This window comes from Rathayibacter sp. VKM Ac-2760 (assembly GCF_009834185.1).
Taxonomy (GTDB): domain Bacteria; phylum Actinomycetota; class Actinomycetes; order Actinomycetales; family Microbacteriaceae; genus Rathayibacter.
The window spans coordinates 2,668,646-2,680,384 of the sequence record NZ_CP047173.1; the positions used below are offsets into that span (position 1 = coordinate 2,668,646).

Here is an 11,739-nt window from a genome sequence, read left to right on the forward strand (position 1 = left end):
TCGGCCGATCAGTGCGCGTCGACCGGGATGTGCGTCCGGGTGATGCGCTTGCGGAAGATCCAGTAGGTCCAGGCCTGGTAGCCGACGATCAGGGGCACGAAGACCAGTGCCGTCCAGCTCATCACGGTCAGCGTGTAGGGCGTGCTCGAGGCGTTCTCGATGGTCAGGCTGTTCGCGACGTCGTTCGACGCGGGCATCACCGCCGGGAAGAGCGTGGTGAACAGCGCGAGCACCGCGAGGGCGATCGTGCCGGCGAGCAGGGCGAAGGCGCGCCCCTCCCGTCCGCGCAGATTCGCCAGCCACGCCAGCACCAGCGCCGTCGCCGCAGCGATCGAGAGCAGCCAGGAGGGGCCGCTGCCCTGCGCGAGGTTGGTCCAGCCGAGGAAGACGGCCGCGACCGCGATGGTCACCAGGCCCGCCCGCGTCGCCAGCCGGCGCGCCCGCTCGCGGATCTCACCGTCGGTCTTGAGCGAGACGAAGACGACGCCGTGGGTGAAGAAGAGCAGCAGGGTGGTCGCGCCACCCAGCAGCGCGTACGGGTTCAGCAGGTCGAAGACCGTGCCGATGTAGTTGTGGTCGACGTCCAGCGGCACGCCCTGCACGATGTTCGCGAAGGCGACGCCCCAGAGGAACGCCGGCACCGCCGAGCCGACCACGATCATCGAGTCGAACCGCTTCTTCCAGGCCGCCTCGGGGCGCTGGTGCCGGTACTCGAACGAGACACCGCGAGCGATCAGCGCGAGCAGGATCAGCAGCAGCGGCAGGTAGAAGCCGCTGAAGAGCGTCGCGTACCACTCCGGGAACGCGGCGAACATCGCGGCTCCCGCGACGATCACCCAGGTCTCGTTGAGGTCCCAGACCGGTCCGATGGTGTTGATCAGGACGCGGCGATCGGTGTCGTCGCGGCCGAGGAACGGCAGCGACATCCCGACGCCGAAGTCGAAGCCGTCGAGCACGAAGTAGCCGATGAAGAAGGCGGCGACGATCCAGAACCAGAGCGTGGCCAGATCGAGTGATCCGAGATCCATGTGCGGGTGTGCCCTTCTCAGTGAACGGTGCTCAGTAGACGGTGCCGACGAGCTGCGGGCGACCGCTCTCCTCGTCGATCTCGGGGGCGTCGTCGGGGCCGGCCTGCGCGGCCTTCTTGATCAGGCGGAACTCGACGACCGCGAGCGTGCCGTAGATCGCGGTGAAGGCGATCAGCGAGATCAGCACCTCGATCCCGCTGACCCCGGGCGAGACGCCGTCCGCGGTCTTCAGCAGGCCGAAGACCAGCCAGGGCTGGCGGCCCATCTCGGTGAAGACCCAGCCGACGATCATCGCCAGCAGCGGCAGCGGGGCCGCCCAGATCGCGATCTTCCACATCCACTGCTTCGGCTGCCGGCCCTTGCGGGTGAACCAGAGGCCGGCGGCGGCGACGCCGATAGCGAGGACGCCGAGCGCCATCATCCAGCGGAACGACCAGTAGGTGACCCAGATGATCGGCGTGTAGTCGCCGGGACCGTAGACCGCGCTGTACTGCGCCTGCAGGTCGTTGATGCCCTCCACGGTGCCGGTGAAGGTGTGGGTGGAGAGGAAGGAGAGCAGGTAGGGGATGCGGATCGAGAACAGCTCGCTCGAGCCGTCCGGCGTGCCCCAGGTGAAGACCGAGAAGGAGGCGTCGGCGCCGGTCGAGGTCTTGTAGAGCGCCTCCGCGGCCGCCATCTTCATCGGCTGCGTGTCGACCATCGCGAGGCCGAGCGAGTCGCCGGTGAAGAGGGTGAGGCCGCCGCTGACGAGCATCATCCAGGCACCGAACTTCAGCGCGGGGCGCATCGTCTCGAGGTGCTGGTTGCGCGAGAGGTGGTACGCGGCGACGCTGACGATCACGGCGGCAGAGACCATGAAGCAGGCGAAGATCGTGTGCGGGAACGCGGCGAGCGCGACCTTGTTGGTCAGCAGCGCCCAGATGTCGGTGAGCTCGGCGCGGCCCTTGGCCTCGTTGATCCGGAAGCCGACCGGGTTCTGCATGAAGGCGTTCGCGGCGATGATGAAGTAGGCCGAGAGCGTCGTGCCGAGCGTGGTCAGCCAGATCGTGGCGAGGTGCAGCTTCTCGGGCAGCTTGTCCCAGCCGAAGATCCACAGGCCGATGAACGTGGCCTCGAGGAAGAACGCGAGCAGCCCCTCGAAGGCGAGCGGTGCGCCGAAGACGTCGCCGACGAAGCGGGAGTAGTCGCTCCAGTTCATCCCGAACTGGAACTCCTGGACGATGCCGGTCACGACGCCCATCGCGAAGTTGATCAGGAAGATCTTCCCGAAGAACTTCGTCAGCTGGAGGTAGTGCACGCGGCCGGTGCGCACCCAGCAGGTCTGGAAGATCGCCACCGTCAGCGCCATGCCGATGGTGAGCGGCACGAAGAGGAAGTGGTAGATCGTCGTCAGACCGAACTGCCAGCGCGACAGCAGAAGCGGATCCAGGAGTTCGTTCACGCCCCCGAGCCTAGGTCGAGGGCGGGGCGCCGAGGCCCCCCGATCCCAGTACTGGAGCGGATGTGCGGGTCTCAGCGCCCGTCGGACGGCCCCCTTCCCGGGGTGATCCGCGAGCCTCCCCTCGGGCCCTCTCGCCGGCGCTCTCTCGACGTCGAGACAGAGCGTCTCGACGTCGAGCGATCCCTCCGCCGAGGACCTCGGGAGCAGGGCCCTCCCCCGTCGGGACCCCGGCGGCGGACCTCTCGACGGCGAGCGAACGGCGACGCTCCCGCCGACGGCCGATCCCGGCGCAGGATTACCAGCACTTTCTCAGGCTCTCGGACGCGCCGGTCCTGGGTGGGAATGCGTGCGGCGACGCATCCCGTCGTTCGCGGCTCCCGCCCGGCCGCGCCCCCTACGATCGAGGGATGCCGAGCAAGGGGAGCTACGCCAAGGGTGTCGCCAAGCGCGAGGAGATCCTGCAGACCGCCCTCGAGGTGTTCTCGCGCCAGGGGTACCGCAAGGCCTCGCTGCGCGAGATCTCGGAGGAGGTCGGCCTCACGCAGGCCGGACTGCTGCACTACTTCGACTCGAAGGAGGAGCTCTTCGCCGAGGTCCTCCGCAAGCGCGACGACACCGACCGCGCCGTCTACGACCTGGAGAAGAAGGGCGACGACGCGATCGAGGAGGTCGTCCGCCTCATCCGCCACAACAGCGAGGTGCCCGGGCTCGTCCACCTCTACGCGACGCTCTCCGCCGACGCGACCGACGAGTCGCACCCCGCGCACCCGTTCTTCGTCGAGCGCTACCAGACCGTCAACGAGGTCTTCGCCGCCCGCGTCCGCGACGACCAGAGCGAGGGTCTCATCGCCGCCGACATCGATCCGGACATCGCGGCGAAGATGATCACGGCCCTGTCCGACGGCCTCCAGGTGCAGTGGCTGCTCGACGACTCGGTGGACATGGGCTCGATCGTCGAGACGTTCTGGTCGCTGCTCAAGCGGGTCCGCTGAGCCGTGAGCGACAGCGACGGCCCGCGCCCGTGAACGACGCCCTGACCGGCATCCTCGCCTTCGTGGTGAGCGTGCCGCCGCTCTGGCGGACGCTGCTGGCCGGTGTCGCCGTGTTCTTCGAGACGACGATCCTCGCCGGGCTGATCGTGCCCGGCGACACGATCGTGATCGTCAGTGCGACCGGGGTCACCTCCCCCCTGCAGTTCGTCGCCCTCGCGCTCACCGTCATCGTCGGCGCGCTCTGCGGCGAGTCGGTCGGCTTCCTCCTCGGCCGGTGGTTCGGCCCGCGGATCCGCGGCTCGCGCCTCGGCCGCCGGCTCGGCGAGAAGAACTGGCTGCGGGCCGAGCGCTACCTCGCCCGCCGCGGCGGCATCGCCGTGTTCCTCTCCCGCTTCCTGCCGGTGCTGCACTCGCTCATCCCCCTCACGGTCGGGATGAGCGCGATGAGCTACCGCACCTTCATGGCGTGGACGACTCCGGCGTGCATCGTCTGGTCGTTCGCCTACGTCGGCGTCGGCGCGGCTGCCGCGGGCGGCTACCGCGAGCTGTCCGACCAGCTGCACTACGCCGGCTATCTCTTCGTCGGCGCGATCGTCGTCTTCGTGCTGGTCGTCCTCGGCGTGAAGAAGCTCCTCTCACGCGCAGAGGCGCGTCACCTCGATGAGTGACGCGCCTCCGGGCGTGGGCGGTTCGGTCAGCTGAGGAGGCCGGCCGAGGTGAGCCACTCGGTCGCGATGGCCGCGGCCGACTTCTGCTCGTTGACGCTCTCGGAGTTGAGCGCGACGAGGTCGTCGGCGGTCAGCTTCGCGCTGACCTCGTTCAGCACCTCGGCGGCGTCGTCGGAGACCTTCTCGGAGACGATCGGCACCACGTTGTCCGCGACGAACAGGCCGTCCGGGTCCGCGAGGGGGAGCAGGTCGTTCGACTCGATGTTCGGGTCGGCGGTGTAGATGTTGGCCAGCTGGATCTGGTTGCTGGCCAGCGCGTTGACCGTCGTGGATCCGCCGCTGTCCTCGATCGCCTGGAATGTGGTGGCGACGCCGTACTTCGACTGGAGCGCGTCGGGCCCGTAGGGGCGGGTCTGCAGCTCGGAGTTGCCGCCGAGCACGATCGTGTCGGTGACGTTCTTCAGCGACGCGATGTCGGTCAGGTTCCACTGGTCGGCGAAGGCCTGGGTGACCGTGTAGGAGTTCTGGTCGCTCGCGTCCGCGGCGTCGAGCGCGCGCAGACCGTCGGGCAGGGCGTCGGTGAGCGCCGAGTAGACGTCGTCCGCCGTCGTCGCGGTGGTGTCCGGCTCGAGCGCCTGGAGCAGGCTGCCGCCGTACTCGGGGAAGACGTCGATCGAGCCGCTCTCGATCTCGGGCAGGTAGATCTCGCGCTGGCCGATGCGGAAGTCGCGCTCCACGGTCAGGCCGTCGTTCTCGAGGGCCTGCGCGTAGATCTCCGCGATGATCTCGTTCGAGTAGTAGTCCTGCGAGCCGACGACGATGGTGTCGCCTCCGGCCGTCGCTCCCGATCCCTCGTCGAGCGGATCGCTGGAGGAGCACCCTGCCAGTGCCACGACGGCACCGACCGCGAGTGCGCTGAGCGCGACACGGCCCTTCTTGGTTGCTGTGAACATGCTATTTCCCTTCGTCGATGGGGATTCCCACCACCGCACGGCGTCGGAGCGACGACGCGCGGAAACCTGTGCTGCCGGTCGAGGCGCGGCTGAGACCGAGCACGACGCCGCGGGGCACCGCGACGCGCTGCAGGATCGCGAACAGCACCTCGCTGAGCAGCGTCAGCACGATCACGATGATCGAGCCGGCGAGCATCTGCGGGTAGTCGCCCGCCTTGACGCCCTGGAAGATGTAGTGGCCGAGGCCGCCCGAGCCGATGTAGTCCGCCAGCGTCGCCGTCGCGATGATCTGCAGGGCCGCGACGCGCAGTCCGCCGATCAGCAGCGGCAGGCCGAGCGGGATCTCCACCTTGGTCAGGATCTGCCACTCGGTCATCCCGACGGAGCGCGCGGCGTCGACCGTGCGCCGGTCGACCGCCTCGAGGCCGGAGTACGCGCCGGCCAGGATCGAGGGGATCGCGAGGATCACCAGCGCGATCAGCGGGGCGCCGAGGCCGAGGCCCAGGCTCATCGCCGCGAGGACGAGCACACCGAGCGTGGGCAGAGCGCGCAGCCCGCCGGCGACGGGCACGGTGATGCCCTTGCCCTTGCCGGTGTGCCCGATCAGGTAGCCGAGCGGGATGGCGATCACCGCGGCGATCACGAGGACGAGGAGGCTGATGCCGAGGTGCTGCGAGACGCGGGTGGGGATGCCGTAGATCCCGGTCCAGTGCGACGGGTCGCCGATCCAGGCGAAGGCCTGCGCGATGAGGTTCATGCGGTCACCGCCTTCGCCGAGCGCCGGGCTCTCCGGCGGCTGCTCGCCCGGTCGACGGCCGTCCACGGCATCAGCAGGCGGCCGAGCAGCACGAGCAGCCCGTCGAGCACGAGGGCCAGGGCGATCGTGAGCACGATGCCGGTGATGATCTCACCGGTGATGCCGCGCTGGAAGCCGTCGGTGAAGAGCAGTCCGAGACTCTGGATGCCGAGCACCGCGCCGACCGTGACGAGGCTGACGGTGCTCACGGCGACCACGCGGAGCCCCGAGAGCAGCACCGGGCCGGCCAGCGGGAACTCGACCCGCCAGAACCGCGCCCAGGCGGAGTAGCCCATCGCCGTCGCCGACTGCGTGACGTCCTCCGACACCGCGGAGAGCGCGTCCGAGGTCGTGCGCACCATCAGTGCGATGCCGTAGAGCGTGAGGCCGATGATGACGTTCGCGGTGGAGCGCAGCGGGATGCCGAGCACCGCCGGCAGCAGGATGAACATCGCCAGCGACGGGATCGCGTAGAGCACGCCGAGCCCGGTGAGCAGGGTGCCGCGGCTCCAGCGGTAGCGGTTGGCGATCCAGCCGAAGGGCAGCGAGATGACGAAGCTGAGCAGGATCGGCGGCACCGAGAGCGCGAGGTGCGCCAGCAGGTTCGCCAGGATCTGATCGGTGTTGTTGACGACCCAGTTCACGCGCCGACGCCGTCCTGCTCGCGCAGGACGCCGGTGGGCCGCCCGTCGCCGTCGACGACGATCCGGGCGCCGTCGCGCTCCTCGATCGAGAGCGAGCGCTTGCCGCGGTCGGCGCCGACGAAGCCGGCGACGAACTCGCTCGCCGGGTTCGCCAGGATCTCGGCGGGCGAGCCCTTCTGCGCGATCCGGCCGCCCTTCTCCAGGATGACGACCTGGTCGCCGAGCAGGAACGCCTCGTCGATGTCGTGGGTGACGAAGACGACGGTCTTGTCGAGTTCGCGCTGCAGCCGCAGCGTCTCGCGCTGGAGATCGGCGCGCACGAGCGGGTCGACGGCGCCGAACGGCTCGTCCATCAGCAGGATGTTCGGGTCGACGGCGAGGCCGCGGGCGACGCCGACGCGCTGCTGCTGGCCACCGGAGAGCTGGCTCGGGTAGCGGGCGGCGAGCGAGCGGTCGAGGCCGACGGTGTCCATCAGCTCGAGGGCGCGGTCGTGCGCCGGCTTCTTCGCCACGCCGTTCAGGCGCGGGACCGTCGCGATGTTGTCGATGACCCGGCGGTGCGGCAGCAGGCCGGAGTTCTGCATCACGTAGCCGATGCGGCGACGCAGCGAGACCGCGGGGAGCGTGGAGATGTCCTCGCCGTCGATCTCGATCGTGCCGCCGGTCGGCTCGATCATGCGGTTGATCATCCGCAGGATCGTGGTCTTGCCGCAGCCGGACGAGCCGACGAAGACGGTGGTCTGCCGAGACGGCAGCACCAGCGAGAAGTCGTCCACCGCCCGCGTGCCGTCCGGGTACTGCTTGCTCACTCCGCGGAATTCGATCACGGTCCTGCTCTTCCCTGTCCCGTGGTCCCGGTCAGAACCTGGCGTTCAGCAAAACATCATTCGGCGGCGGCTGCCAACCCGGATGGCGCAGTGTTGCGATGGAGCGTGGAAAGAGCTAGGCCGCAAGCGGTGGGCGGCGGGCCCGGGCGACGGGCGGGCCCGGCGGTGATCGGGTCTCGGGCAGACCCGGTTTCGGGCAGACCCGGTCTCAGGGAGGGTGATCAGCCCTCGACGGGCCCGTAGTGCATCGAGAGGTAGTTGCGCAGCAGTGCGCGGGCCTCGTCGATGAAGCGCTGGTCGCCGTTGGGGTCGATCAGGAAGGCTCGGGTGAGCATCGCGTCGGCGACCTCGACCGTGACCTCGAGGCGGAACGACAGCTGCGCGCCGCCGGGCAGGCCGTACTCGGAGGCGAGGATCTCGGCGAACCGGCGGGCGAAGAAGCCCGCCTCGAACGCCTCCCCCGCGACCTCGGGCGCGTGGATGGTGTCGACGAAGCGGATCGACCGGAAGCCCGCCTCGGTGCGGTGCATGTCGCAGAACGCGTCGACCGCGCAGTCGACGGCGCCCCACCAGTTCGCGGGATGCGTGTCGCGGATCTCCGTGATGACCTTCTTGCGGAAGCGCTCGAGCGCGCGCTCGCGGAGGGCCTGCAGGACCGCGATGCGGTCGGGGAAGTAGCGGTAGACCGTGCCGATCGCCGCACCGGCGCGCTCGGCGACCATCGCGGTGGTCAGCCGGTCGAAGCCGACCTCGTCGACCACGGCCGCGGCCGCGTCGAGGAGGGAGGCGAGGCGGGCCGCACTGCGGACCTGGACGGGCTCGTTGCGCACCTGAGGCGACTCTCCGAAGGGCCTGTCGACGAGATTTCCTAGTGGCACGGCGGAACTCCTTCGGGGTCGGTTTCTACAATCGTACGCACGCGGACGCGCCGTTCGCGTCGATTCACCGAATGTCTCTCGCTTTCTGCGCCCCACGTCGGGTGGGCGCGGGGGCCACCCCAGGAGGACCCATGTGCGGACGCTTCGTCCTCTCGCAGACCAGCGCCGATCTCGTCGCGCTCTTCGACATCGACGAGCCGGGGCCCGACCTCCCCGCTCCGTCCTGGAACATCGCGCCCACGCAGCGGATCGCCGTCGTCGCGGAGTCGATGAAGGGCGTCGCGGAGGGCGAGCCGCCGCGTCGCCGCCTCGCCGGTGCCCGCTGGGGCCTGGTGCCGCGCAGCGCCGCCGACCCGTCCGCGGGTCCGCCGCTCTTCAACGCCCGCGTCGAGTCGGTCGCCGAGAAGCCGTCGTTCCGCGAGTCGTTCGCCGCGCGACGCGCCATCGTCCCCGCCTCGGGCTGGTACGAGTGGCGCGTCGGCGCCGACGGGGTGAAGGCTCCGGTCTTCGTCTCGCCGGGCGGCGGGGCGCTCGTGCTCTTCGCCGGCCTCTACGAGTGGTGGCGCTCGAGCGCGCCCGGCTCGCCGTGGCTGCTGTCGGCGACCGTGCTGACCCGCCCCTCCGCCGGCGCCGTGGCCGACGTGCACGAGCGGATGCCGGTGCTGCTGCAGCCCGAGCTGATCGAGGACTGGCTGGACCCGAGCGCCGAGGGCGACGGCGGTCTGCTCCGCGCGGCGGCCGACGGCGCGGCCGAGCTCGCCGAGGAGCTCGAGGTGCACCGGGTGGGTGCCGCGGTGGGCACCGTGGGGACCGACGGCCCGGAGCTGATCGAGCCCGTCGACGGCTGATCGGCGGCGGCTCCCCGCGCCGTCGCGGAGGTGTCTGCCACACTGGGCGGATGCCGCTGACGCCTGAGAGTAAACCGATGAGCGCCGGGGCGGCCGAGGTCCTGCACCGAGCCGCGCGCATCGAGGACCGCATCCACTCGCTGCGGATGCGCCGGGTGATGCGCAAGGGCTACGTGCCGCGCGTCATCCCCTACACCGGCTACGGCACCACCGAGCAGCTGCGGGTGCTGGCCCGCGTGCTCTACACCCGGCCGACCCCGCCCGGGGCGCCGGAGGTCCAGCCGGTGGAGAGCGTGCGCGGCTGGCGGAGCTTCACCAGCCTCTACATCAGCGGCGCCGTCGTGTCGGTCGCCGTCGACGGGCAGAGCCACCGCATGGTCGCCGATCGCGGTGGCGTGATCGATGCGGACATCCCGATCACGCTCGAGCCCGGCTGGCACGTGATCACCCTCAGCGTCGAGGGCGGCGCGCCGGTCGAGGCCCCCGTCTTCATCGTCCGGCCCGAGGCGCGGATCGGCGTCGTCTCCGACGTCGACGACACGGTGATGGTCACCGCACTCCCCCGGCCCTTCGTCGCCGCCTGGAACACCTTCGTGCTCGACGAGCACGCACGGATGCCCACGCCCGGGATGGCCGTCTTCCTCGACCGCTTCTCCCGGCAGAACCCGGGCTCGCCCGTCATCTACCTCTCGACCGGGGCCTGGAACGTGGCGCCGGCCCTGACGCGCTTCCTCTCGCGGCACCTCTACCCCGCCGGCGCGCTGCTCCTCACCGACTGGGGGCCCACGCACGACCGCTGGTTCCGCAGCGGCAAGCAGCACAAGGAGGAGAACCTGCGCCGCCTCGCGGTCGAGTTCCCCGACGTGCGCTGGCTGCTGGTCGGCGACGACGGGCAGCACGACGAGGAGATCTACTCCGACTTCGCGCACGAGCACCCGGAGAAGGTCGCGGCGATCGCGATCCGCCAGCTCTCCAACGGCGAGGCGGTGCTCGCGGGCGGCCGCTCGAAGGCGGCCGACCTTTCCGAGACGAGCGGCACGCCCTGGGTCTACGCGCCCGACGGCGCCGGGATCTCCGAGCAGCTGACCGAGCTCGGCATCCTCTAGACCGCTGAGGGGCGGCGCTGCGCTGTCGCGCGACGTTCGGCACGCACAACCGCCCTCGGCTCGCTCGATCGGCGCGATGTCACGAGCCGGAGGCGACTCCACGAGCCGAGCGCACCGAGGGTCGACCGCCGGCTCGCGGAACCGGCCTCGGCTCTCGGAATCCCCACGAGACGACGAGCCCGACGCGGATCCGCGTGCCGAAGACGCGGCGGACGGCCCTCCGGCACGCGGGAGCACCCTCGGCTCGCGGAGACCCAGCGGAACGACGAGCCGGACCCGGATCCGCGTGCCGAAGGTGCGGCGGCGATCCTCCGGCTCGCAGAATCGGCCTCGGCTCGCGAGATCCCCGCGAAACGACGAGCCGGAGTCGAATTCACGTGCCGGAGATGCGGCGGGCGGTCCTCCGGCTCGCAGAACCGCCCTCGGCTCGCGAGATCCGGGCGGAACGACGAGCCGGACTTCACTTCACGTGCCGAAGACGCGGCGGGCGGTCCTCCGGCTCGCAGAAACGTCCTCGGCTCGCGAGATCCCCGCAAAACGACGAGCCGGAGTCGAATTCACGTGCCGGAGATGCGGCGGGCGGTCCTCGGGCTCGCAGAATCAGCCTCGGCTCGCGAGATCCCGGCGAAACGACGAGCCGGAGTGGAATTCACGCTGAAGACGCGACGCGCGGTCCTCCGGCTCGCAGAACCGCCCTCGGCTCGCGAGATCCGGGCGGAACGACGAGCCGGACTTCAGTCCACGTGCTGAAAACTCGGCGCGCGGTCCTCCGGCTCGCAGAAACGTCCTCGGCTCGCGGAATCCCGGCGAAACGACGAGCCGGAGTCGAATTCACGTGCCGAAGACGCGGCGCACGGTCCTCCGGCTCACGGAAGCGTCCTCGGCTCGCGGGATCACGGCGGAACGACGAGCCGGAGTTCAGTCCACGTGCCGGAGACGCGGCGAGCGGTCCTCCGGCTCGCAGAAACGTCCTCGGCTCGCGAGATCCCCGCGAAACGACGAGCCGGAGTTGGATTCATGTGCCGAAGATGCGGCGCACGGTTCTCCGGCTCACGGAAGCGTCCTCGGCTCGCGGGATCACGGCGGAACGACGAGCCGGAGTTCAGTCCACGTGCCGGAGACGCGGCGCGCGGTCCTCCGGCTCGCAGAAGCGGCCTCGGTTCGCGAGATCCCCGCGAAACGACGAGCCGGAGTTCAGTCCACGTGCCGGAGACGCGGCGAGCGGTCCTCCGGCTCGTAGAAACGTCCTCGGCTCGCGAGATCCCCGCGAAACGACGAGCCGGAGTCGAATCCACGTGCCGGAGACGCGGCGAGCGGTCCTCCGGCTCGCAGAATCGCCCTCGGCTCGCGGAATTCCCGCGAAACGACGAGCCGGAGTTCAGTCCACGTGCCGAAGGTGCGGCGGGCGGTCCTCCGGCTCGCAGAAGCGGCCTCGGCTCGCGAGATCACGACGGAACGACGAGCCGGAGTTCAGTTCACGTGCCGAAGGTGCGGCGGGCGATCCTTCGGCTCGCAGAATCGCCCTCGGCTCGCGAGATCACGGCGGAACGACGAGCCG

The 11,739-nt window shown here is 70.2% G+C and carries 11 protein-coding genes; 4 read left to right on the forward strand and 7 right to left on the reverse strand.

The features are described from left to right. Window positions 1–8: 8 nt before the first annotated feature. Complete coding sequence (gene cydB / locus GSU72_RS12115) at window positions 9–1,028, reverse strand: cytochrome d ubiquinol oxidase subunit II (RefSeq protein ID WP_159985250.1); 1,020 nt, start codon at window positions 1,026–1,028, stop codon at window positions 9–11. A 31-nt stretch (window positions 1,029–1,059) separates the two neighbouring features. Continuing rightward, the gene (locus GSU72_RS12120) at window positions 1,060–2,469 is read right to left on the reverse strand and encodes a cytochrome ubiquinol oxidase subunit I (protein WP_159985251.1); all 1,410 of its coding nucleotides are present in this window, start codon (window positions 2,467–2,469) and stop codon (window positions 1,060–1,062) included. Window positions 2,470–2,876: 407 nt separating this feature from the next. Here GSU72_RS12120 and GSU72_RS12125 point away from each other — a divergent pair, with 407 nt between their 5' ends. Together GSU72_RS12125 and GSU72_RS12130 are read left to right on the forward strand one after the other, a co-directional pair. Further along, window positions 2,877–3,461 (forward strand): TetR/AcrR family transcriptional regulator, encoded by a 585-nt coding sequence (locus tag GSU72_RS12125; protein ID WP_159985253.1) that lies wholly within the window; start codon window positions 2,877–2,879, stop codon window positions 3,459–3,461. A 29-nt stretch (window positions 3,462–3,490) separates the two neighbouring features. Beyond that, a complete protein-coding gene (locus GSU72_RS12130; RefSeq protein ID WP_159985254.1) occupies window positions 3,491–4,129 on the forward strand; it encodes a DedA family protein in 639 nt (212 codons plus the stop codon). Between the two features lie 26 nt (window positions 4,130–4,155). On the opposite strand, the gene GSU72_RS12135 is transcribed toward GSU72_RS12130, so the two are convergent. The 5 genes from GSU72_RS12135 to GSU72_RS12155 form a co-directional block, all read right to left on the reverse strand. Then, window positions 4,156–5,082 carry an ABC transporter substrate-binding protein gene (locus tag GSU72_RS12135; protein WP_159985256.1) on the reverse strand — a complete coding sequence of 309 codons (927 nt, stop codon included), beginning with the start codon at window positions 5,080–5,082 and terminating at the stop codon, window positions 4,156–4,158. A 1-nt stretch (window position 5,083) separates the two neighbouring features. After that, window positions 5,084–5,839, reverse strand: coding sequence for an ABC transporter permease (locus GSU72_RS12140; RefSeq protein WP_159985257.1), 756 nt, complete (start codon window positions 5,837–5,839; stop codon window positions 5,084–5,086). Next, complete coding sequence (locus tag GSU72_RS12145) at window positions 5,836–6,522, reverse strand: ABC transporter permease subunit (RefSeq protein ID WP_159985258.1); 687 nt, start codon at window positions 6,520–6,522, stop codon at window positions 5,836–5,838. The genes GSU72_RS12140 and GSU72_RS12145 overlap by 4 nt, the downstream gene beginning before the upstream one ends. After that, window positions 6,519–7,349, reverse strand: coding sequence for an ATP-binding cassette domain-containing protein (locus GSU72_RS12150; RefSeq protein ID WP_159985260.1), 831 nt, complete (start codon window positions 7,347–7,349; stop codon window positions 6,519–6,521). The genes GSU72_RS12145 and GSU72_RS12150 overlap by 4 nt, the downstream gene beginning before the upstream one ends. Before the next feature lie 221 nt (window positions 7,350–7,570). After that, entirely contained in the window at window positions 7,571–8,179 is a 609-nt protein-coding gene (locus GSU72_RS12155) for a TetR family transcriptional regulator (protein ID WP_244255786.1), read from the reverse strand. A 179-nt stretch (window positions 8,180–8,358) separates the two neighbouring features. Between GSU72_RS12155 and GSU72_RS12160 the strand changes: the two genes are divergently transcribed. Both GSU72_RS12160 and GSU72_RS12165 read left to right on the forward strand, forming a co-directional pair. After that, window positions 8,359–9,075 carry an SOS response-associated peptidase gene (locus GSU72_RS12160; RefSeq protein ID WP_159985263.1) on the forward strand — a complete coding sequence of 239 codons (717 nt, stop codon included), beginning with the start codon at window positions 8,359–8,361 and terminating at the stop codon, window positions 9,073–9,075. Window positions 9,076–9,152: 77 nt separating this feature from the next. Beyond that, a complete protein-coding gene (locus tag GSU72_RS12165; RefSeq protein ID WP_244255787.1) occupies window positions 9,153–10,181 on the forward strand; it encodes a phosphatase domain-containing protein in 1,029 nt (342 codons plus the stop codon). Window positions 10,182–11,739 lie beyond the last annotated feature (1,558 nt).